General features: G+C 46.2%; 23 protein-coding genes. 13 read left to right on the top strand and 10 right to left on the bottom strand.

The features are described from left to right. The first annotated feature begins 249 nt into the window (after positions 1-249). Positions 250-1,230 carry an MDR family oxidoreductase gene (locus L3V27_RS21650; protein ID WP_237312707.1) on the top strand — a complete coding sequence of 327 codons (981 nt, stop codon included), beginning with the start codon at positions 250-252 and terminating at the stop codon, positions 1,228-1,230. Between the two features lie 51 nt (positions 1,231-1,281). Here the strand turns inward: L3V27_RS21650 and L3V27_RS21645 are convergent, their stop codons facing one another. Both L3V27_RS21645 and L3V27_RS21640 read right to left on the bottom strand, forming a co-directional pair. Next, a complete protein-coding gene (locus L3V27_RS21645) occupies positions 1,282-2,226 on the bottom strand; it encodes a LysR substrate-binding domain-containing protein (RefSeq protein WP_005378881.1) in 945 nt (314 codons plus the stop codon). A gap of 166 nt (positions 2,227-2,392) precedes the next feature. Beyond that, positions 2,393-2,575 carry a hypothetical protein gene (locus tag L3V27_RS21640; RefSeq protein ID WP_005394131.1) on the bottom strand — a complete coding sequence of 61 codons (183 nt, stop codon included), beginning with the start codon at positions 2,573-2,575 and terminating at the stop codon, positions 2,393-2,395. Between the two features lie 133 nt (positions 2,576-2,708). Here L3V27_RS21640 and tusA point away from each other — a divergent pair, with 133 nt between their 5' ends. Further along, entirely contained in the window at positions 2,709-2,957 is a 249-nt protein-coding gene (gene tusA / locus L3V27_RS21635; protein WP_005394130.1) for a sulfurtransferase TusA, read from the top strand. A 42-nt stretch (positions 2,958-2,999) separates the two neighbouring features. Here the strand turns inward: tusA and L3V27_RS21630 are convergent, their stop codons facing one another. Further along, entirely contained in the window at positions 3,000-3,260 is a 261-nt protein-coding gene (locus tag L3V27_RS21630; RefSeq protein WP_031780377.1) for a hypothetical protein, read from the bottom strand. Positions 3,261-3,466: 206 nt separating this feature from the next. Beyond that, the gene (locus L3V27_RS21625) at positions 3,467-4,021 is read right to left on the bottom strand and encodes a TMEM165/GDT1 family protein (RefSeq protein ID WP_237312706.1); all 555 of its coding nucleotides are present in this window, start codon (positions 4,019-4,021) and stop codon (positions 3,467-3,469) included. 162 nt (positions 4,022-4,183) lie between these two features. On the opposite strand from L3V27_RS21625, the gene L3V27_RS21620 reads away from it, so the two are divergent. From L3V27_RS21620 to L3V27_RS21600, 5 genes are all read left to right on the top strand, one after another. After that, on the top strand, positions 4,184-4,327 hold the full coding sequence (locus tag L3V27_RS21620; RefSeq protein ID WP_012841258.1) for a hypothetical protein: 144 nt from the start codon (positions 4,184-4,186) through the stop codon (positions 4,325-4,327). A 178-nt stretch (positions 4,328-4,505) separates the two neighbouring features. Beyond that, positions 4,506-5,423 (top strand): glycine--tRNA ligase subunit alpha, encoded by a 918-nt coding sequence (gene glyQ / locus L3V27_RS21615; protein WP_048625586.1) that lies wholly within the window; start codon positions 4,506-4,508, stop codon positions 5,421-5,423. 12 nt (positions 5,424-5,435) lie between these two features. Then, complete coding sequence (gene glyS, locus L3V27_RS21610) at positions 5,436-7,502, top strand: glycine--tRNA ligase subunit beta (protein ID WP_237312705.1); 2,067 nt, start codon at positions 5,436-5,438, stop codon at positions 7,500-7,502. Positions 7,503-7,718: 216 nt separating this feature from the next. After that, the gene (locus tag L3V27_RS21605; protein WP_237312704.1) at positions 7,719-9,803 is read left to right on the top strand and encodes an alpha-amylase; all 2,085 of its coding nucleotides are present in this window, start codon (positions 7,719-7,721) and stop codon (positions 9,801-9,803) included. A 221-nt stretch (positions 9,804-10,024) separates the two neighbouring features. After that, on the top strand, positions 10,025-11,278 hold the full coding sequence (locus L3V27_RS21600) for a valine--pyruvate transaminase (protein WP_074190067.1): 1,254 nt from the start codon (positions 10,025-10,027) through the stop codon (positions 11,276-11,278). Positions 11,279-11,361: 83 nt separating this feature from the next. On the opposite strand, the gene L3V27_RS21595 is transcribed toward L3V27_RS21600, so the two are convergent. From L3V27_RS21595 to dnaA, 6 genes are all read right to left on the bottom strand, one after another. Then, positions 11,362-11,799, bottom strand: a complete 438-nt coding sequence (locus tag L3V27_RS21595) for an Hsp20 family protein (RefSeq protein WP_005394114.1) — start codon at positions 11,797-11,799, stop codon at positions 11,362-11,364. 532 nt (positions 11,800-12,331) lie between these two features. Next, positions 12,332-12,748 carry a GreA/GreB family elongation factor gene (locus L3V27_RS21590; RefSeq protein WP_053807522.1) on the bottom strand — a complete coding sequence of 139 codons (417 nt, stop codon included), beginning with the start codon at positions 12,746-12,748 and terminating at the stop codon, positions 12,332-12,334. A 346-nt stretch (positions 12,749-13,094) separates the two neighbouring features. After that, positions 13,095-15,512: a DNA topoisomerase (ATP-hydrolyzing) subunit B gene (gene gyrB / locus L3V27_RS21585; RefSeq protein ID WP_005394109.1), complete on the bottom strand. Its 2,418-nt coding sequence runs from the start codon at positions 15,510-15,512 to the stop codon at positions 13,095-13,097. A 13-nt stretch (positions 15,513-15,525) separates the two neighbouring features. Beyond that, a complete protein-coding gene (gene recF / locus L3V27_RS21580; protein WP_005394107.1) occupies positions 15,526-16,605 on the bottom strand; it encodes a DNA replication/repair protein RecF in 1,080 nt (359 codons plus the stop codon). Positions 16,606-16,614: 9 nt separating this feature from the next. Then, positions 16,615-17,715 (bottom strand): DNA polymerase III subunit beta, encoded by a 1,101-nt coding sequence (gene dnaN, locus L3V27_RS21575; RefSeq protein WP_213971874.1) that lies wholly within the window; start codon positions 17,713-17,715, stop codon positions 16,615-16,617. A gap of 63 nt (positions 17,716-17,778) precedes the next feature. Then, positions 17,779-19,185 (bottom strand): chromosomal replication initiator protein DnaA, encoded by a 1,407-nt coding sequence (dnaA, locus tag L3V27_RS21570; RefSeq protein WP_005378835.1) that lies wholly within the window; start codon positions 19,183-19,185, stop codon positions 17,779-17,781. A gap of 412 nt (positions 19,186-19,597) precedes the next feature. On the opposite strand from dnaA, the gene L3V27_RS21565 reads away from it, so the two are divergent. From L3V27_RS21565 to yidD, 6 genes are all read left to right on the top strand, one after another. Beyond that, positions 19,598-20,344, top strand: coding sequence for an amino acid ABC transporter substrate-binding protein (locus L3V27_RS21565; RefSeq protein WP_005378831.1), 747 nt, complete (start codon positions 19,598-19,600; stop codon positions 20,342-20,344). A gap of 114 nt (positions 20,345-20,458) precedes the next feature. Further along, positions 20,459-21,130: an amino acid ABC transporter permease gene (locus L3V27_RS21560; protein ID WP_005378829.1), complete on the top strand. Its 672-nt coding sequence runs from the start codon at positions 20,459-20,461 to the stop codon at positions 21,128-21,130. Then, positions 21,127-21,864 carry an amino acid ABC transporter ATP-binding protein gene (locus tag L3V27_RS21555; RefSeq protein WP_237312703.1) on the top strand — a complete coding sequence of 246 codons (738 nt, stop codon included), beginning with the start codon at positions 21,127-21,129 and terminating at the stop codon, positions 21,862-21,864. Before L3V27_RS21560 ends, L3V27_RS21555 begins: the two co-directional genes overlap by 4 nt. A gap of 242 nt (positions 21,865-22,106) precedes the next feature. Then, the gene (rpmH, locus tag L3V27_RS21550) at positions 22,107-22,241 is read left to right on the top strand and encodes a 50S ribosomal protein L34 (RefSeq protein WP_005378825.1); all 135 of its coding nucleotides are present in this window, start codon (positions 22,107-22,109) and stop codon (positions 22,239-22,241) included. Positions 22,242-22,287: 46 nt separating this feature from the next. Beyond that, positions 22,288-22,611: a ribonuclease P protein component gene (gene rnpA, locus L3V27_RS21545; RefSeq protein ID WP_005394102.1), complete on the top strand. Its 324-nt coding sequence runs from the start codon at positions 22,288-22,290 to the stop codon at positions 22,609-22,611. After that, a complete protein-coding gene (yidD, locus tag L3V27_RS21540) occupies positions 22,578-22,835 on the top strand; it encodes a membrane protein insertion efficiency factor YidD (protein WP_005378822.1) in 258 nt (85 codons plus the stop codon). Before rnpA ends, yidD begins: the two co-directional genes overlap by 34 nt. Position 22,836 lies beyond the last annotated feature (1 nt).

Here is a 22,836-nt window from a genome sequence, read left to right as displayed (position 1 = left end):
GGTCGTAGTGATCTACTCAACAACCAGCATGAAATGAATAAATACTAAAATAATTTAGTATTACACTTAAGGGCGACATCAGATGTCGCCCTTTGTTTTACGCCAAACACAGTAAATATGCATACGAAGCATACATGAAATGAGTAACTTTCATTTTATTCATAGATAGAGAAGACATAGACTTATAGACAGTTAATATCTTGCTGTATGTGGCAACTGAGTCACGCTAACGCAATTTCGGAGAACCTTATGTTTAATGCTCTAGTTCTAAACCAAGAAGACAAACGCACTATCGCTAGTATCGAGCAAATCGATGAAACACAACTGCCGGAAGGTGACGTTCTGGTTGAAGTCGATTACTCATCGTTGAATTACAAAGATGGTTTGGCGATCACAGGTAAAGGTAAAATCATCCGTAACTTCCCGATGGTACCTGGCATTGATCTAGCGGGTACGGTTGTAAGTTCTGAAGATTCGCGTTACCAAGCTGGTGACAAAGTGGTCTTAACTGGCTGGGGCGTGGGTGAAAACCATTGGGGTGGCATGGCTCAACGTGCTCGTCTAAAAGCGGATTGGCTAGTGCCACTACCAAAAGGTCTAGACAGCAAGAAAGCAATGATGGTTGGTACTGCTGGCTTCACTGGTATGCTATGTGTTCAAGCACTGCTTGATGCAGGCATCAAACCTGAAGCTGGTGAAATCCTAGTAACGGGCGCAAGTGGCGGCGTAGGCTCGGTAGCAGTAACGCTCCTAGCGCAGCTTGGCTACAAAGTTGCTGCAGTGACAGGACGTGTAGAGAAAAACGGCCCGCTACTTGAAAAACTAGGTGCTAGCCGCATCATCGACCGCACTGAATTTGAAGAACCAGCACGTCCACTTGAAAAGCAAGTATGGGCAGGTGCGGTAGATACCGTCGGCAGCAAAGTACTAGCAAAAGTACTGGCGCAAATGGATTACAACAGTGCAGTCGCCGCTTGTGGTCTTGCAGGTGGTTTTGATCTACCAACTACAGTGATGCCGTTCATCCTACGTAACGTTCGTCTACAAGGTGTGGACTCAGTAATGTGTCCAACAGAGAAACGCATCGTAGCATGGGAAAAACTGGTTGAACTACTACCAGACAGCTATTTCGAGCAAGCGTGTACTGAAGTAGAACTAGCAGAAGCACCAAAATACGCAGAAGACATCACTAACGGTCAAGTAACAGGTCGTGTAGTTATCAAGCTATAAACACTGACTCAGCGTAAACAGACGAAGAGCCGGTATTACTGGCTCTTTTTGTTAGCAGTTTAGTCCCATATCTTCGATACGCTTAGCTATTAGACGGCTACATTCTTCACGCACAATCGTTCTTAACCATTCTTGAGCAGGAGAATGCTCGCAACGCGCATGCCAAATCATCGAGTATTCAAATGGAGTAAATTGGAAGGGTAATGGTTTCACCACCAAGTCATAACGCTCGGCAACCAGATACGCCAAGTCCGCTGGCACTGTGATGATAATTGGCAACGTATCCATGATCGCCAATGCGGCTTCTAAATGATAAGCCCGCAGAACCATTTTACGCTTAGGTTTCTCCATCAAAGCTTGTTCGATCAGTGCCTTAACACCATCACTGATGGCGATCATGGCATGTGGATGACTCAGATAATCATCCAAGCTCATTTCTTTATCCGCTAATGGATGCTGTTTTGAAAGCATACACAGCACCCCCACTCGCCCCAACACTTCACTGCGTAGCGGCTCCACCGGACCTGTCGGGCGACAAATCGCTAAGTCTGCACCTTCATAAGTGAGCTGATCTGATAAACGGTCGTGTTGCAGTGGTAAGAAGTTAAAAGACACGTTTGGCGCTTCTTGGTAAATTCTCGGCAAAGCGAACGGTAAGATCGTTTGCATGGCATAGTCGGTGGTCACGATGTTGAAAGTCTGTACGCATTGCAATGGGTCAAACTCAACCGGAGATAACAACTGACGTAAAGACTCTAATGGCTCGCCTAATGAGCGATCGATCTCTAACGCTTTCTGAGTTGGGATCAAATGCTGTCCCTGACGAGTAAACAGCGGGTCTCCCAATAAGTCACGCAGACGACCAAGCACACGACTCATTGCCGATTGACTCAAATTCAGACGTGTTGCCGCCTTACTGACACTGTTTTCTTCTATCAGTACTCGCAACGCAACCAGTAAATTTAAATCTCGGCGATAGATGTCTTCCAGTTCCACGAATTAGCCACTTATTTTGTATGTGTTTGGGTAAATTGTACTCTTCAGGCAAAAAAAATCCCGCCTTTCAGCGGGGAAGCCCAAGAAAAATGGGGATAGTGTCGGAATGAAGTGTTGGTAAAAATAGGTGAGCGTTATTAAAGTATTCTGATCGAAGCAAAAAGCGCTAATTTTCTTGCTCAGATGCACCTGACCATTTGCGCATCTCGATCCAAATCCCAATAATAGTGGCAACCATGCCTACAAGAGGCATCAAAGAGGTGTCAGCTGGCGTTCTGAGTACCAAAGCACAAAACGAGATAAAGCAAAGTACGGAGTAAATCGTAAGTCTGTCTAACGCTGTTAACATTGCCTCTCCCTTGCCAGTTGTTACCAAATTGTTAATTTAAGGTAAAACAAAAAATTCCGTTTGCCAAGTGGTTATTGAATATTTTTTCAACGAACGTAGAATTCACCGCTAAGTTAGTTACGAGAATCACACTATGAGCTTTAATCCTGAACTGGCAACAAAGACATTAGAGGCGGAAGGACTGCGCTGCCCAGAGCCAGTGATGATGGTCAGGAAGACAATTCGCAACATGCAAGATGGTGAGATTTTGCTGGTCAAAGCAGATGACCCATCCACGACTCGAGACATTCCGAGTTTCTGCCGTTTTATGGATCACCAATTAATTGCGGCACAAACGGAGCAAGTTCCGTATCAGTACCTGATCAAGAAAGGATTGGAATAATCTGGTCGAATTAAAAACGGCAGCCGATTGGCTGCCGTTTGTTTATTCATCGTATTCGAGTGTGCGAACTTCTGATTGGAGCTTGTTGAGTTGTTTTTTCATTGCCCGCATCTCTTCATGCATAGGAATGATGTGGGCTACGCGAATCCACGCCTCTACTGTTAATCCAGTAAGAACGAACGATCCTGCCACAATCGGCAACCACATATCAGTCAGTACCATCGCTAACAAGCAAAGCGCCAAACCAAAGGTGAATAAATAACTCTGACTCTTTGGGGTCATCCCCATGTAACGTGTAAGCATAAACTTGCCCTCTCGCTATCATTCACACCATTAAACTACCATGACAAGTATGACACTAATATGTCATCCGTCACGCTACGGAGCGATTTTAAGTCAGAGTTTGAGCTACGCCACTAATTCGCTAGTTATTGATTATTTGCATCATTTTAACGATTGTTCGCGGATAACATTTTCCATTTTCAGGCTGCGTTATCCGCCTAAAAACATTAAAAGAAGGCCGCACCAATCGCCAACAACACGAACAAAATAGCGGTGAATTTACGAATCAACCCCAGGGGCATCTTGTCTGCTGAAAGCTTACCAATTAACACCACAGGCACATTAGCCAACAGCATACCAATGGTCGTGCCAAGTATGACCCAACTCAGCGCATCCGCGTATTGCGCGCCTAGGATAGAAGTGGCGATCTGAGTTTTATCACCAATCTCAGCCACAAAGAAAGCAATAAAGCTGGCAATGAAAGGACCTCGGTTTGAAATCTGTTCGTCATCATCCAACTTATCAGGAATCAACACCCAAGCCGCCATCGCGACAAAACTGACCACCAGCACCCACTTTAAAATATCAGGTGATAAATAGTCAGCGACAACCACACCTAACCATGCAGCCAAAGCGTGGTTGGCAATGGTTGCCAAAAAGATTGCTGCAATAATTGGTATTGGTTTGCGGTAACGACTTGCGAGTAATAGAGATAGCAATTGGGTCTTATCGCCAATTTCTGCTAACGCTACAGTAGTAATTGAAATAGCTAAAACGCTCACGACATGCTCATTGGGGCAGGGATTATTATATTTAACCGAAGACAAACCTCACGCCCCTACCCCGGTTCGTGATGATTTGTCTAAGGTCTTGCTAAACTTGAAAGGCTTCAAGTCTCGAACGCCATGGTGATTTTGCACCAATTATGTTGACGGACGAACCAGATGAAACAGAAACTTCATCAGGTAAGCTACTCCCCAAAGACAGGCGCAATTCTAGCCACCTTTGTTGCGCTTCTCAAGAGCCAAAGCAGGCAAAAACTCCCTTTTAAGAAAAATACAGCAGATAACGCGGTAAAAATTCATTAAAGGAGAAAATCGCCCACGAATTAATCAAGATTAGCTCTACTCCCATGCTCAATATCTGGTTATACTAGATTGTTAATTTATTCAACCGTAATTACTCTTTATCGCCGTTGTTAGAGTTGAAAAACTCGGCATAGATGACGAATTAACGAGTAACAAGAGAATCGCGCGAACCTGACTTATGCAAAAATACGATATCAAAACCTTCCAGGGAATGATCCTCGCGCTGCAGGATTATTGGGCTCAAAATGGTTGTACCATTGTTCAACCGCTAGATATGGAAGTGGGTGCGGGTACCTCTCACCCAATGACCTGTCTACGAGCGCTTGGCCCAGAGCCAATGTCGACAGCTTACGTACAACCTTCACGTCGTCCTACTGATGGCCGTTACGGTGAAAACCCTAACCGTCTTCAGCACTACTACCAATTCCAAGTAGCGCTAAAACCATCGCCTGACAATATTCAAGAGTTGTACCTTGGCTCCCTTGAAGTTCTTGGTATTGACCCTCTTGTACACGACATCCGTTTCGTAGAAGACAACTGGGAAAACCCAACACTAGGCGCATGGGGTCTAGGCTGGGAAGTTTGGCTAAACGGTATGGAAGTGACTCAGTTTACTTACTTCCAACAAGTTGGCGGCCTTGAGTGTAAACCAGTCACTGGCGAAATCACTTACGGTATCGAGCGTCTAGCAATGTACATCCAAGAAGTAGACTCGGTTTACGACCTAGTTTGGAACATCGCACCAGACGGCAGCAAAGTGACTTACGGTGATATCTTCCACCAAAACGAAGTAGAGCAATCGACTTACAACTTCGAGCACGCAGACGTTGAATTCCTATTTGGTTTCTTCGAGCAGTGTGAGAAAGAGTGTAAAGAGTTGCTTGAGCTTGAAAAGCCACTGCCATTACCTGCTTACGAGCGTATCCTAAAAGCAGGTCACGCATTCAACCTACTAGACGCACGTAAAGCGATCTCAGTAACTGAGCGTCAGCGTTACATCCTGCGCATTCGCGATCTGACTAAGTCAGTAGCAGAAGCATACTACGCATCGCGTGAAGCTCTTGGCTTCCCAATGTGTAAGAAAGAACAAGCGTAAGGGGTAGAGAACATGGCAAAAGAATTTCTAATCGAGCTAGGTACAGAAGAGCTACCACCAACGCAACTTCGTACGCTAGCTGAAGCATTCGCAGCAAACTTCGAAGCAGAACTAAAAAGCGCTGAGCTTGCTCACGAAGGCGTGAAATGGTTTGCGGCTCCTCGTCGTCTTGCACTTAAAGTCGCGGCACTAGCAGAAAGCCAATCAGACAAAATCGTTGAAAAACGTGGCCCTGCGGTTTCTGCAGCGTTTGACGCGGAAGGCAACCCAACCAAAGCGGCTCAAGGCTGGGCACGCGGTTGTGGTATTTCTGTTGACCAAGCAGAGCGCATGGTTACAGATAAAGGTGAATGGCTACTGTTCAAACAAGAAGTGAAAGGTCAGCCAACGTCTGAGATCGTCGTTGAACTTGCAGCGAAAGCACTAGCAAACCTACCTATCGCAAAACCAATGCGCTGGGGTAACAAAACGACTCAATTTATCCGTCCAGTTAAGACGCTAACCATGCTGATGGGCAGCGACCTAATCGAAGGCGAGATCCTTGGTGTCGCTTCTGACCGCACTATCCGTGGTCACCGCTTCATGGGTGAGCAAGAGTTCACTATCGATTCTGCTGAGCAATACCCTGCAATCTTAGAAGAGCGCGGTAAAGTTATGGCTGATTACGAAGCACGTAAAGCCATCATCCTAGCTGACGCACAAAAAGCGGCAGCAGCGGTTGGCGGTATCGCTGACCTAGAAGATGACCTAGTAGAAGAAGTAACGTCTCTGGTTGAATGGCCAGTGGTACTAACAGCGAAGTTTGAAGAAGAGTTCCTAAAAGTGCCTTCTGAAGCGTTGGTTTACACCATGAAAGGTGACCAGAAGTACTTCCCTGTTTACGATGAAAATAAGAAGCTACTACCTAACTTCATCTTCGTATCGAACATCGAATCAAAAGAGCCTCGTTACGTAATCGAAGGTAATGAGAAAGTGGTTCGCCCTCGTCTTGCTGACGCTGAGTTCTTCTTCAACACAGACCGTAAGCGTCCGCTTATCGACCGTCTGCCAGAACTAGAACAAGCGATCTTCCAAAAGCAACTGGGTACGATCAAAGACAAAACAGACCGCATCACAGAACTTGCTGGCTACATTGCTGAGCAAATCGGTGCTGACGTTGAGAAATCAAAGCGTGCTGGTCTACTAGCAAAATGTGATCTAATGACCTCAATGGTATTCGAATTCACGGATACTCAAGGTGTGATGGGTATGCACTACGCGCGCCACGACGGTGAAACAGAAGAAGTTGCAGTAGCACTGAACGAGCAATACATGCCTCGTTTCGCAGGTGATGAACTGCCATCAAACGGCGTTTCAACTGCTGTAGCAATGGCAGACAAACTAGACACTATCGTCGGTATCTTCGGTATTGGTCAAGCACCTAAAGGTTCTGATCCATTCGCACTACGCCGCGCATCGCTAGGTGTACTGCGTATCATCGTTGAATACGGCTACAACCTAGATCTTGTTGACCTAGTTGCGAAAGCGAAGTCACTGTTCGGCGACCGCCTAACCAACGACAACGTTGAACAAGACGTTATCGAGTTCATGCTTGGTCGTTTCCGTGCTTGGTACCAAGACGAAGGCTTCAGCGTAGACATCATTCAAGCGGTACTAGCGCGTCGTCCAACTAAACCAGCAGACTTTGACCAACGTGTTAAAGCGGTTTCTCACTTCCGTGAACTAGAAGCAGCTGAGTCTCTAGCAGCAGCGAACAAGCGTGTAGGTAACATCCTAGCGAAATTCGACGGCGAACTAGCAGAAGAAATTGACCTAGCATTGCTACAAGAAGACGCAGAGAAAGCACTAGCAGAAAGCGTTGAAGTCATGACTGAAGCACTAGAGCCTGCATTTGCGACCGGTAACTACCAAGAAGCCCTAAGCAAGCTAGCAGATCTACGTGAGCCAGTAGATGCATTCTTCGATAACGTAATGGTAATGGCAGACGACGAAGCACTTAAGAAGAACCGTCTGACATTGCTGAACAACCTGCGTAACCTGTTCTTACAGGTCGCAGATATCTCTGTCCTTCAAAAGTAATTCATTACTCTTCGAAGTGATTAAGAGATAATTAAAGGGAAGCGTCGGCTTCCCTTTTTTGTTGCCTTCAAACCGATGAAGATGAAGCTTATTATTCATTTTGTGAACAAGACTAAAATTTGTAGGGTGAGACGCGTTTAACTTGTTGGTGTAGAGCTCGGATTGTAGAGGCACAGTTTTGCTATAACTGGACTGTTTATTCGGGGGAAGGACATAATGAAAAAAACAATTCTCGCACTCTCTATTGGACTATTGAGCGCCTGCAGCCAAATTCCAGAAAATGCTATCGTACTAAACGTTGGAGACGATACAGCCGTCTTCGAACAAAACTCTAACGGCTTACTTGTCGCCGAGCAAAAACTCGAAAAAGGCAGCTACACCTTTACCATTGCCGACAGTAATCAAAGCTGTGGAAGTAGTTTTGCTTTGGCAGAAGAAAGCCGCATCAAATTCAATCGTCCATTGAAAATGGATAATTGTGCCACAGATGCCCAAATGCCGCTGCGCATATTCAAAGCCAACACCTATCAGTTTACGCTCAACCCAACTACTAACGAGCTAACTGTTAGGCTCAAACCCAAACAGAACCAAGACATCACCTACTCTTGCCCTGTCGCAACTGACGTGCCAAAAACCATCAACGTTGCTCAAACCTTTAATGATGGCACTGTCGTTCGTGATGCCTTAACCGGACAAGAAGCCACAGTCGCCAATGGCAGCGTAACCTTGCAGCCAGGCACTATGAGCCAAGGTCTGTTGTTACTAGAAGAGGTTGAGCAGCAAGCCGAAAAACCTTTCAGTTGGGACAACGCGACGGTGTACTTCGTCATGACTGACCGCTTCTATAACGGCAACCCAGACAACGACAACAGCTACGGTCGCAGCAAAGACGGAAAATATGAGATTGGTACCTTCCACGGTGGTGACTTAGCGGGTCTGACGAAAAAACTCGATTACATCGAATCACTTGGTGTCAATGCTATCTGGATAACCTCACCACTGGAACAAATCCACGGCTGGGTTGGCGGCGGCGATAAAGGCGACTTTAAGCACTACGGCTACCACGGCTACTACCATCAAGACTGGACCAAGCTTGATGCCAACATGGGTACCGAAGATGAACTCAGAACCTTCGTCGATACCGCTCACAAGAAAGGCATCCGCGTGATTTGGGATGTAGTCATGAACCACACAGGTTATGCGACATTAGCAGACATGCAGGAATTCGGCTTTGGTCAGCTTTACCTAGATGACCAAGAAGCCAAAGAAGTCCTTGGTGAAAAATGGACCGACTGGCAGCCAAAATCAGGACAAAGCTGGCACAGCTTCAACGACTACATCAAATACGGTGATAGCGAAGCGTGGGATAAATGGTGGGGCAAAGATTGGATTCGTACCGACATTGGCGACTACGATGCTCCGGGCTACAACGACATAACCATGTCTTTAAACTACCTACCAGATCTCAAAACCGAATCGACTCAGAAAACTGGCTTACCAAACTTCTTCCGCAATAAAGACACCAATGCGCAAGATGAGTTGCAAACCCCGCGTGAACACCTCATTACCTGGTTATCCGATTGGGTGCGCGACTACGGCATTGATGGCTTCCGCGTCGACACTGCCAAACACGTTGAAATGGAAGCGTGGGCAGAGCTGAAAGCCAGCACCACTCAAGCGCTTGCCCAGTGGAAGCAAAACAACCCAGACAAAGCCTTGGATGACCTACCTTTCTGGATGACGGGTGAAGTATGGGCACACAGCGTGGTGAAAAGCCCGTATTTCGATAACGGCTTCGATTCCATCATCAACTTCGAGTTCCAATCTGATGTGGCACCAAAAGCGCTGAAGTGCTTCGCTCAACTCGATAGCGATTATCGCCGCTATGCAGAGCGCATCAATACAGATCCTGAGTTCAACGTGTTGAGTTACCTGTCTTCGCACGATACTCAACTGTTTTGGTCGGCACGCAGCCGCAGCTTCGATGACCAAGCACGCGCTGCCAATGCACTAATGCTGACGCCGGGTGCAGTGCAAATCTATTACGGCGATGAGATTGCTCGTGATTTTGGTATTACCGGTTCCGACCCTACTCAAGGTACTCGCTCTGATATGCCATGGGATAAGATTCATGGCGAACGTGAAGACTTGCTGCAACATTGGCAAAAACTCGGCGAGTTCCGTCAACGCCACCCAGCGGTTGCGCAAGGCAAACACATCACTCGCAATCAAGAAGGGTATTACGCGTTCGAGCGCCAATACCACGACGACAAAGTGCTGATCGTCTACACTGGCGAATAGCCGATTCACTCCACCAGCAAGGGAAGCATTTCGCTTCCCTTTTCTGTTCACTGCTCATATCCCCATCATCTGGTCTGATGACAAACTTTTTTCTTCTTCGAGTAAATTCACACTTTGCGTCGTAATAACATTAGGGTAAGGTCAAGTATTACTCTATAAGCTGATGTTTCATCAGCATTCAATACACATAAGCAATCACAATGAATTAGGTATCAGTCAGCATGCAGTTCTCAAAGTTTGGTGAAAAATTTAATCAGTATTCAGGTATCACGCAGTTAATGGACGATTTGAATGATGGTCTACGCACACCAGGTGCCATCATGCTCGGTGGAGGTAACCCAGCCGCCATTCCTGCCATGCTCGATTACTTTCACCAAGCCAGTGAGGAAATGCTCGCCAGTGGCGAACTCGTCGCCGCACTCGCCAACTACGATGGGCCGCAGGGTAAAGATGCGTTCGTGAAAGCGCTGGCTCAGTTATTCCGTGAAACTTACGGTTGGGAGATTTCAGAGAAGAACATCAGCCTAACTAACGGCAGCCAAAGTGGCTTCTTCTACTTGTTCAACTTACTCGCAGGTAAACAGCCAGACGGTTCGCATAAGAAGGTGCTACTGCCTATCGCGCCTGAGTACATCGGCTATGGTGATGCTGGCATTGATGAAGATATTTTTGTCTCTTACCACCCAGAAATCGAGCTGTTAGATAACGGATTGTTTAAATACCACGTCGATTTTGAACAGCTAACCGTCGACGATTCTGTTGCGGCAATCTGCGCATCTCGCCCAACCAACCCAACGGGTAACGTACTGACAGACGAAGAAGTGCGTAAACTGGACAAACTCGCACGTGAAAACAACATCCCACTGATCATCGATAACGCCTACGGCTTGCCGTTCCCGAACATCATCTTTGAAGATGTCGAACCGTTCTGGAATGAAAACACCATCTTGTGCATGAGCCTATCCAAACTTGGCTTGCCTGGCGTGCGTTGCGGGATTGTGATTGCGAGTGAAGAAATCACTCAAGCGTTAACCAATATGAACGGCATCATCAGCCTAGCACCAGGCAGTGTGGGTCCAGCGCTGGCAAACCACATCATCGCTAAAGGCGACTTGCTTAAACTGAGTTCAGAGGTGATTAAGCCGTTTTACAAGCAGAAGTCGCAACGTGCGGTTGAACTGCTGCAAGAAGCGATTACCGATGAGCGCTTCCGTATTCACAAACCGGAAGGGGCGATCTTCTTGTGGTTGTGGTTTGATGAACTGCCAATAACAACAATGGAACTGTACCAACGCTTGAAAGCGCGTGGCGTATTGATTGTCCCTGGTGAATATTTCTTTATTGGTCAGCAAGACGAGTGGGATCACGCGCACCAATGCCTGCGTATGAACTACGTTCAAGACGATGAGATGATGCAAAAAGGCATTGCGATTATCGCGGAAGAAGTTGAAAAGGCTTACCAACAAGGTCAGTAAAGCAAACTCCCACATCAAAGACACAAATTAAAAAGAGCGCCACTTGGCGCTCTTTCTCACTCTATAAGCAAATTACTTGCTGATTAGTTATTTTCTAGCAGGTTGTTGCTGCCGATAGCAATTTTACGTGGTTGCATTGCTTCTGGGATTTCACGAACCAAATCAATATGTAATAAGCCGTTTTCCATTGATGCGCCAGTCACTTTGACGTAATCCGCTAGCTGGAATTTACGTTCAAAGTCGCGCTCAGCAATGCCTTGGTACACGTAGTTTTTGCCTTCTTCTGCTTTGCGTTCGCCCTTCACAATCAACATGTTTTCGTTTTGAGTCAGATCGAGTTGGTCTTCAGAGAAGCCAGCAACTGCCATAGTAATACGGTAGTTATGCTCGTCTTTTTGCTCAATGTTGTACGGAGGGTAACCGCCAGAAGTATTTTTCGCTGTATTCGCTTCCATCAGGTTTAGCAGACGATCAAAGCCAATTGCATTACGGTATAGTGGTGAGAAATCTACGTTACGCATAAATCTATCCTCTTAATTAAGCAATAGTCTTAGCTCAGATGACGTTCATCTCACAGGCGTGTTTATGCAAAAACCAACGCCGAGCTAAGAGATTCTTATCATTCCGCAGGCCATCATTTGGCTCGGAGACATGATAGGAAATCTAAAGGTTTAAGTTGTGTGCTAAAACGCCATATCCTCTTTTGAGCGATCTCGTTTTAGCGATTCCAGAGGGCTGTCTTCTAGTCTCTAGCAAGCCAGTCATCCTCTTCACAACTAGATATAAGGTCATCAAAAATGACTTTCAAGGGAAAAAATAAAAAATTTTAAGTGCGCTCGCTATCTCCCCAGAAAGGTCAGTTTACTCTCGCTTTGCAATCGGTATTAAAAAACCCACCTTTCTGGTGGGCTCAATCTGCACTCTACTTGCGGGAGGATTTACGAGCTTTTACAACGCTCTTTTCTGCCGCTTTTTCCTGTTTTAACTTACGCTTTTCTTTCAGACTCAACTGTGGTTGTTTCTTGTCTTTCTTACTCATGACTTCACCTCTATTTATTGACACAACAGACAGCCACACAGCATTTTCTGCGCTGGTGGCTGCGATTGATGAACAATTTCAGTAATCACAAAGCAGCGTCGCTGATTAAAAATTTCTATTTCGAACGCATCATTTTTAGCTCGCCCTAATAAACGGGATCCCAAATAAGAATCGACCGCGAGCATACCTGTCATCGGTTGGCTCTTGTGCGAGTTGACTAACGTCATGCGATATTGATAAGCACGCTCAACATCCACTAAGCGAACCGTGTCCCCAACCGCAATACGAGCTCGGTTACGGCAATGGGCCTGTTGCTCGCAGGTTTCAAATAGCGATAACAACCTTAGTGGTGATTGATAGGTTAAAAAGCGACTGGTTAACCACCAAGTTCGCAGCGCCAAACAGTACGCCGAGAACCAGCGTTCAAACATGATTATTTCCTTCTTAATGCCTTGTCTTACAAATAAATTCAGTGCATTGAACCGGAAGTGCATCACCTCCGGCTTAGTTCAGGAAAGTCATCACCATTTTCTCAACCTCCTTATTCGTCAGCTCTTCAGCACTATAGCGAGCAGAAAAAAGAAAGCAAAAGCGCCCAAGCGAACAAAATGGCGAGAAAAAAAGAAAACAGAAATAAAATGGCAAGCTTGATCAGGTTATTGGCAGTTAGCACCAGAAAAGCCAAAGTCTTGGCAGAAAGTGGCGATTTTCATTGGTGGTTAAAACAAAAAAAAGCAGCGATTTCTCGCTGCTTTTTTCTATTAAGACAAGTTGTCGTTACACGTCTAAGTTCGCTACTTTCAGCGCGTTTTCTTCGATGAAGTTACGACGAGGTTCTACTTGGTCACCCATTAGTGTTGTGAACAATTGGTCTGCACCTACCGCATCCTCAATCGTTACTTGCATCATGCGACGCGTTTCTGGGTCCATAGTCGTTTCCCACAGCTGATCTGGGTTCATCTCACCTAGACCTTTGTAACGCTGACGACTCAGACCACGCATTGATTCTTTAACCAACCAATCAAGCGCTTCTGCAAAGCTTGCTACTGGCATCGTACGCTCACCACGTTTGATGTACGCGCCTTCTTCCAGAAGCCCATCCAGTGCTTCTGATAGATCAGCCAATTTGCCGTACTCTTTCGAGTTTAGGAAATCGATGCTAATTGCATGTTCGTGCGTCACACCGTGAGTACGAACCACGATCTTAGGCAAGTTTAAGCCTAGTTCTTCGTGCTGTTCAACTTCGTAGCTGTATTGGCTCGCGCCCACTTCTTTCGCATTCAGCTGCTCAATAAGCTGCTTCGTCCACGCTTCAACAACTGATGCGTCATGGCATTGCTCAGGCGTTAGACGAGGAGTGTAAATCAACTCGTTTACCAAAGCACTTGGGTAACGACGGCTCATACGTTCCGCCAGTTTAATCCCCGCATTGTACTGTTGAACAAGCTTCTCTAGTGCTTCACCTGCCAATGCTGGTGCTTCTGCGTTTACGTGTAGCGATGCATTATCCAGAGCCAATGATACTTGGTATTGGTTCATCGCTTCTTCGTCTTTGATGTACTGCTCTTGTTTGCCTTTTTTCACTTTGTAAAGTGGTGGCTGAGCGATGTACACGTAACCACGCTCGATAAGCTCTGGCATTTGACGGTAGAAGAAGGTCAATAGTAGCGTACGGATGTGCGAACCATCGACATCGGCATCGGTCATGATGATGATGTTGTGGTAACGCAGCTTGTCCGGGTTGTACTCGTCACGACCGATACCACAACCAAGTGCAGTGATCAGAGTAGCCACTTCTTGCGAAGACAGCATCTTGTCGAAACGTGCTTTTTCTACGTTAAGAATCTTACCTTTTAGCGGTAGGATTGCTTGGTTCTTACGGTTACGGCCTTGTTTTGCGGAGCCGCCTGCCGAATCACCCTCCACTATGTATAGTTCAGAGAGTGCCGGATCTTTTTCCTGACAGTCTGCAAGTTTACCTGGAAGGCCAGCTAGATCTAGTGCACCTTTACGGCGCGTCATTTCACGAGCTTTACGCGCTGCTTCACGTGCACGTGCTGCATCGATGATTTTCGAACAAACCATCTTCGCTTCTGTCGGGTTCTCAATCAGGAACTCAGACAGTTTTTCACCCATTGCAGACTCAACAGCTGATTTCACTTCAGAAGAAACCAGTTTGTCTTTTGTTTGGCTTGAGAACTTAGGATCTGGCACTTTCACCGAAACAACCGCAGTTAGACCTTCACGCGCATCGTCGCCTGAAGTCGCTGTTTTTGCTTTCTTAGAGAAACCTTCTTTATCCATAAAGCTGTTCAATGTACGTGTTAACGCAGCACGGAAACCAGCAAGGTGAGTACCACCATCACGCTGTGGGATATTGTTGGTAAAACAGAAGATATTCTCTTGGAAACCATCGTTCCATTGCATCGCCACTTCAACTGAAATGCCGTCTTCACGCTCTGAGTTAAAGTGGAAGATTTTTTCGATGATTGGCGTTTTGTTGGTGTTTAGGTGATCAACGAACGCTTGAATACCACCTTCATACATGAAGTGATCATGTTTGTCCGCTTCACGCTCATCAACCAATTTGATCGATACACCAGAGTTCAGGAATGACAGTTCACGCAGGCGTTTCGCCAGAATGTCATAGTGGAACTCAGTGTTAGAGAAGGTCTCGGCACTTGGCCAGAAACGAATTTGCGTACCGGTTTTATCCGTATCACCCACAACGGCTAGTGGCGCTTGAGGCTCACCATGGCGGTAGGTTTGCGTATGGATATGGCCACCACGATGAATCGTCAGCTCAACTTTCTCAGATAGCGCGTTTACCACTGAAACACCTACCCCGTGAAGACCACCCGATACTTTGTATGAGTTATCGTCGAACTTACCACCCGCGTGAAGTACTGTCATGATTACTTCTGCTGCAGAGACATTTTCCTCTGAGTGGATTTCTGTTGGAATGCCACGACCATCATCGCTAACGGAAACCGAGTTATCCTCATGAATTGTCACAACGATGTCTTTACAGTGACCTGCCAACGCTTCATCAATTGAGTTATCCACCACCTCGAAAACCATGTGGTGAAGGCCGGTGCCGTCGTCCGTATCGCCGATGTACATTCCTGGACGCTTACGTACCGCATCCAGACCCTTCAGTACCTTAATACTCGATGAATCGTAATTTTCAGACATGAGTTTCTCTCTTCTAGTTTGACTCTATCCTGCCATGTTCCACATGAAACAATTTACCGTTATCGTCCAACATATCGGCGATTTGGCTTTCAGTGATAGAGCTTACAAATACTTGTGCGCCCGTCTCTTTTAAGCAGTCAGCAAGACGCTTGCGACGTTGGCTATCTAATTCCGACGCGAAGTCATCAATTAGGTAAATGCATTGTTTACCGGTCATCTCTGTCAGGTGTTGCCCTTGCGCGACACGCAATGCACACACCATGAGTTTTAATTGACCGCGTGACAGAACATCTTCAACGGGCGTTCCGTTCACTTTAATGCGCAAATCAGCTTTGTTTGGGCCACTAAAGGTGTATCCCAATGCCTGATCACGCTCAAAATTCTTTTCTAGTATCTCGTGGTATGGGGTGTCTTTATCCCAGCCACGATAATACTTCAATTGGATCTCAAATTCTGGCAAAAATGTCTGACAGATAGTTTCTGCGACGGTTTTCATCTGCTCGATGTAACTTGCTCGCCATTGGCTGATGTTTTCAGCCAACCCTGCCATTTCCTGATCCCAATAACTGAGCTCACGATAACTATTGGCGGTTTTCAACAGCGCGTTGCGCTGCTTGTTCAGGCGCTTGAACCTTCCCCATGCTTGATAAAAAGCGGGCTCGGTATGAAACACGCCCCAATCAATAAACGCGCGACGATGTTTAGGGCCATCTGTTAGTAAATCAAACCCTTCTGGGTGTATCAACTGCAGAGGCAGAACTTGTGCCAACTGCGCTAATTTTTGTCCAGATTGACCGCCTATTTTAACCTCTGTTGAGCCATCACGCTGCTTATTAATGCCGATAGGTAGCTCAAATTGATCCGAGTTCAAAAAACGACCATGAACAAACAGTTCGTCACACTCATTTTGTATCACTCGTCCGGTGAGAGAACTCTTGAATGAGCGGCCATGCCCGAGCAGGTAAACCGCTTCTAAGACACTGGTTTTACCGCTGCCGTTCGGCCCGATAAGAAAGTTAAAGCCTGCTGATAACTCAATATCACAGGCTTTAATGTTTCGAAACTGCTGAATGATGAGACGAGAAAGAGGCATTCAGTTGGCTTATAGACGAATTGGCATCACCACGTACATGGCACTGTCATCGTCGGCATTTTCAATCAATGCGCTAGCGTTAGCATCCGACATCGACACACGTACATTTTCACAACGCAACGTGTTCAGAACATCAAGCACATAGCTTACGTTAAAGCCGATTTCGATGGCGTCACCTTCAAAGGTCACATCAAGCATCTCTTCCGCTTCTTCTTGTTCTGGGTTATTCGCGGTTATGCGCATTTCAGTATCAGCCAGATTCACACGCACGCCACGGAATTTTTCGTTGGAAAGAATCGCAGCACGAGAGAAGGCTTGGCGCAACTCGTCACAACTTGCTATTAGGGTCTTATTGGTGCTCTGAGGCAATACGCGGCGGTAGTCAGGGAAACGACCATCAACCAACTTAGAGGTAAAAGTAAAGTTATTCACCTCAGCACGAACATTGGAGCTACCGATCTGAAGTACTACAGGTTGCTCTGGCGCGTCCATCAACTTCACTAATTCTTGCACACCTTTGCGTGGCACGATGATTTGCTTCTGCGCAAAATCCGCACCCAGCTGAGTTTGCGATACCGCCATACGGTGGCCGTCCGTCGCCACGCTGCGTAGCGTGGTACCGTCAATTTCAAACAACATGCCGTTGAGGTAGTAACGAACGTCTTGATTCGCCATCGAGAACTGAGTTTTGTCGATCAGCGTACGTAGATCGGCTTGGCTCAGTGATACTTCCACTTCACTTTGCCAATCTTCAATATTAGGGAAATCGTTCGCAGGAAGCGTTGCCAATGAGAAACGGCTGCGACCAGAGCGAACTTGTACGCGATCACCTTCTAATACAAATGTGATGATCGCATCGTCCGGTAAACCACGGCAGATATCGAGAAACTTACGCGAAGGAACGGTAATGCAGCCCGCTTCAAAATCACCTTCTAGCGTCACTTTGCTTACTAACTCTACTTCAAGATCGGTTGCCGTCATCGACAATACGTTCTCTTCTACTTTAAGAAGTAGGTTACCCAGGATTGGCAGAGTTGGTCGGCCACCTAAAGCGCCCGAAACCTGCTGTAGCGGTTTGATTAAATGACTACGTTCAATGGTAAATTTCATGCTTGGCTCTTTACGCTGTCAGCTCAATAAATGATTTGCTTAGAATACCGTTATTCTAACCGATTACGAGGACAGGGTGCGAATCAAGTTAGAGTAATCTTCTTTAATATCGTGGCTCTCTTCACGCAGCTGCTCAATCTTGCGACACGCATGAAGTACGGTCGTATGATCGCGGCCACCAAACGCATCACCAATTTCAGGCAGGCTGTGGTTGGTTAGCTCTTTTGCTAACGCCATGGCCAGCTGACGAGGACGCGCTACAGAACGAGAGCGACGTTTGGACAGCAAGTCAGCCACTTTTATCTTGTAGTATTCCGCCACCGTCTTTTGAATGTTGTCGATCGTCACCAGCTTCTCTTGCAGAGCGAGCAGATCGCGCAGCGCTTCACGAACAAAATCAATCGTAATTGGGCGGCCAGTAAAGTTCGCGTTAGCGATAACGCGGTTCAGTGCACCTTCTAGCTCACGAACGTTCGAACGCAGACGCTTGGCAATAAAGAATGCCACTTCATCAGCAAGGTGGATTTGGTGATCTTCGGCTTTTTTCATCAAGATCGCCACACGCGTTTCAAGCTCAGGCGGCTCGATCGCAACAGTAAGACCCCAACCAAAGCGAGATTTAAGACGATCTTCAACGCCATTAATCTCTTTAGGATAACGGTCAGACGTTAAGATGATCTGCTGGTTACCTTCCAATAGTGCGTTGAAGGTATGGAAGAATTCTTCTTGCGAACGTTCTTTATTAGCAAAGAATTGGATGTCATCGATAAGGAGTGCATCCACACTGCGGTAGTAGCGTTTGAATTCTTCAATCGCATTGTTTTGCAGCGCTTTTACCATGTCTTGCACAAAACGCTCTGAGTGCATGTAGACCACTTTCGCGTTCGGGTTGTTATCCACAATCGCGTTACCCACCGCATGCAATAAGTGGGTTTTACCCAAACCCGTGCCGCCGTATAGGAATAGTGGGTTGTAAGCTGCACCTGGGTTATCCGATACCTGACGCGCCGCAGCCAAACCCAGTTGGTTCGACTTACCTTCAACAAAGTTGTCGAACTTGTGTTTTGGGTTCATGTTTGAGCGGTGATTGATCGCCGCAATCGCTTGAGCGTCGTCATCCCAGGTTTTGTGTACTGGCTTACGTGCCTGTAATTGCGCAGGTGCAGATGACTCCGCAGCCACATCTGCAGGCGTACGTGTCGGCGCTGGTTTTGGAGCAGAGACAGGTCGGCTCCCCACTTCAAAGCGTAAGTTAGGAATGTCGCCACCACAGTATTCCTGCAGTAAGCGAGTAATATTGTTCAGATACTTATCACGCACCCAGTCCAACACAAAGCGGTTTGGCGCGAATAGAGTGAGAGTATTGTCATTGAGCTCCGCTTGTAGCGGACGAACCCACATGCTGAATTCTGTAGCTGGTAGCTCTTCTTGAAGCTGCTGCAAACATTGCAGCCAAAGCGAAGATGACACGGTGCCCCCACTGAGTAATTGAATTATCGGAAAAGACTGGCAATTTTACCTGTTGATAACCAAGATCGCCAGCGATTGATCGACGATCCAGTGAATAAGATCCAAGTTATTCACAATTATTTCTGCAAACTTGATGAGATCAACACACCTTGCCCCAAATTTGCCCACACAACGATCCACAATTGGGCAAAATTCACAAGATCGAGTGATTGGTGATAAGTCTGTGTATTATTTTATTCCCAATGCTGATTTTGTCGATCATTTCCCCTGGTTCAGTTCGCATTTTCGTCACATTTAACATTCTTCTTCTATTATCTAATAACTCACAGGTCTAGGTTATTGCTCTTGGTTATTTATTTAATTGAGCTAACTAACAGTAGTATTTCCAACCATAAAATTATGGAGATGTATTATGAAAAACTGGATTAAGGTTGCCGTTGCAGCCATTGCACTGTCGGCAGCAACCGTACAAGCCGCTACTGAAGTCAAAGTTGGTATGTCAGGTCGCTACTTCCCGTTTACTTTTGTAAAGCAAGATAAGCTACAAGGCTTTGAAGTCGACATGTGGGATGAAATCGGCAAACGCAACGATTACAAAATCGAATACGTAACCGCTAACTTCTCTGGTTTATTTGGTCTGCTAGAAACCGGTCGCATCGATACGATCTCCAACCAAATCACCATGACTGATGAGCGTAAAGCCAAATACCTATTTGCTGACCCTTACGTTGTAGATGGCGCACAAATTACCGTGCGTAAAGGTAACGACAGCATTAAAGGTGTTGACGATCTCGCGGGTAAAACCGTTGCGGTGAACCTAGGATCTAACTTCGAGCAACTGCTGCGTCAATACGACAAAGACGGCAAGATCAACATTAAAACGTACGACACAGGTATCGAACATGACGTGGCGCTCGGTCGTGCAGACGCGTTTGTAATGGATCGTCTTTCTGCGTTAGAGCTGATTAAGAAAACTGGCCTTCCTCTGGAATTGGCAGGCGAACCGTTTGAGACCATTCAAAACGCATGGCCTTTCGTTGACAACGAGAAAGGTCGTAAGCTGCAAGAAGAAGTAAACAAAGCACTGGCTGAGATGCGCGCAGATGGTACAGTAGAGAAAATTTCCGTGAAGTGGTTTGGCGCTGACATCACGAAATAAGAACTCTTTGTACTTTAGGCCGCAAAGTGGTATCACTCTCGGACTAAAATAAACTTACGTAAAGGTGGAACTTGTTTTCCACCTTTTCTTTTCTCTAGCCTTTAGGTAAGCCGTATGGGATTTGACTTTAATTACATGTTGGAACTGCTGCCGATATTGCTGAAATATCTTGGCACTACCATGGAAATGGCGACGTGGGGATTGGTGTTTTCACTGATTTTATCCGTTATTTTAGCCAATATTCGCGTATTTAAACTGCCAGTTCTGGATCAATTAAGCCAACTGTACATCAGCTTCTTCCGTGGCACCCCTCTCCTAGTTCAGCTTTTCCTGCTTTATTACGGCTTACCACAAATTTTCCCATTGATGGTGGGTATTGATGCCTTCTCAGCAGCGGTGATCGGTTTAACGCTGCACTTTGCCGCTTATATGGCGGAAAGCATTCGTGCCGCCATTATTGGTATTGATCGTAGTCAAATGGAAGCGAGCTTATCGGTGGGCATGACAACATCCCAAGCAATGCGCCGCGTCATTTTGCCTCAAGCAACCCGCGTAGCGCTGCCTTCACTGATGAACTATTTCATCGATATGATCAAGTCAACGTCTCTCGCCTTTACGCTTGGTGTGGCCGAAATCATGGCGAAAGCACAGATGGAAGCCTCATCAAGTTTCCGTTTCTTTGAAGCTTTCCTTGCGGTTGCTCTTATTTACTGGGGCGTGGTGGTAATTCTGACTCGCGTACAAATCTGGGCAGAAGCAAAACTGAATAAGGCGTACGTACGATGATTAAGTTAGAAAATATTCACAAACGTTTTGGTGAGACTGAAGTGCTGAAAGGCATCAACCTCGATATTAAGCAAGGTGAGATCATCGTAATTATCGGCTCAAGTGGCACGGGTAAATCAACCTTGCTGCGTACGGTGAACTTTCTAGAACAGGCAGATGAAGGTCGTATCACGATAGATGACGTCTCTGTTGATACTCAAAACCACACTAAAGCCGAAGTATTAGCGCTGCGTCGTCGAACTGGCTTTGTGTTCCAAAACTATGCCCTGTTTGCCCATATGAATGCGCGCCAGAACATTGCCGAAGGTCTAGTGACCGTTCGAGGTTGGAAAAAAGCCGATGCTCTCAAACGAGCGCAACAAATTCTGGATGACATCGGCCTTGGGGATAAAGGCGATAGTTATCCAGCGGCATTGTCTGGCGGCCAACAACAACGTGTGGGTATCGGCCGAGCGATGGCGCTGCAACCAGAACTGCTGTTATTTGACGAACCAACTTCTGCGCTGGATCCTGAATGGGTCGGTGAAGTTCTCTCATTAATGAAGAAGTTAGCTAATCAGCATCAAACCATGCTGGTGGTGACGCACGAGATGCAATTCGCGAAAGAAGTCGCTGATAGAGTGATCTTCATGGCGGAAGGCAATATCGTAGAGCAAGGTTCTCCACAGGATATCTTCGATAATCCACAAGATCCTCGTTTGAAAAAATTCCTTAACCAAGTAGGAATAGAGTAACGATCAAGCATCAGGATCGATTGATCCTTGAGATTTTACTCACACTACGTATAATCGCCCGGCCGGAATTTCGTACTCATTGAGTCATTGACACATTATGTGAGTGTGATTACAATTCCGCCTCTTTGTTGAGAGGCGTCGGTTGTCCTTCTCTATATAAAGAGCTTCTTTATATAAGAAAGCAAATACCCACGCCGGGTTTAACAAGAACCTAAAACTACTGATCAGTAAAGGTAATTATCATGAAACGCACTTTTCAACCTACAGTTCTAAAGCGCAAGCGTACTCACGGCTTCCGTGCTCGCATGGCAACTAAGAACGGTCGTAAAGTTATCAACGCACGTCGTGCAAAAGGCCGTGCGCGCCTATCAAAATAATCGCTAGTTTATTTTGAACACGTACGCGTTTAATCGGGAGTTACGTTTGTTAACTCCCGAGCATTATCAAAACGTCTTCCAGCAAGCTCATCGAGCTGGCTCGCCTCATTTCACCATCATTGCTCGCAATAACAAACTTTCTCATCCACGATTAGGTTTAGCGGTTCCAAAAAAGCAAATCAAAACGGCTGTCGGTCGTAACCGATTTAAGCGTTTGGCTCGTGAAAGCTTTCGTAACAATCAACATCAGCTTCCAAACAAAGATTTTGTTGTGATTGCGAAGAAAAGCGCGCAAGATTTAAGCAATGAGGAAATTTTTAAGTTGTTTGATAAGCTATGGCAACGCCTGTCTCGCCCTTCACGTGGATAGCCATTGGGCTCGTTTATCTGTATCGCTGGTTTATCAGCCCTTTGATTGGTCCTCGTTGCCGGTTCACACCAACTTGTTCCACTTACGCGCTAGAAGCTTTGAGAGCTCACGGTTTTGTAAAAGGATGTTGGTTATCAGGCAAACGTCTATTAAAATGCCACCCTTTGAATGAAGGGGGGTATGACCCCGTTCCACCAGTCCAAAAACAAGACAGAGATAACTAAC

Source organism: Vibrio sp. J2-3(2022) (genome assembly GCF_021725735.1).
GTDB lineage: Bacteria > Pseudomonadota > Gammaproteobacteria > Enterobacterales > Vibrionaceae > Vibrio > Vibrio diabolicus.
Note: the sequence above shows the minus strand (reverse complement) of the source record. Positions and strands in the feature narration are given on the sequence as shown.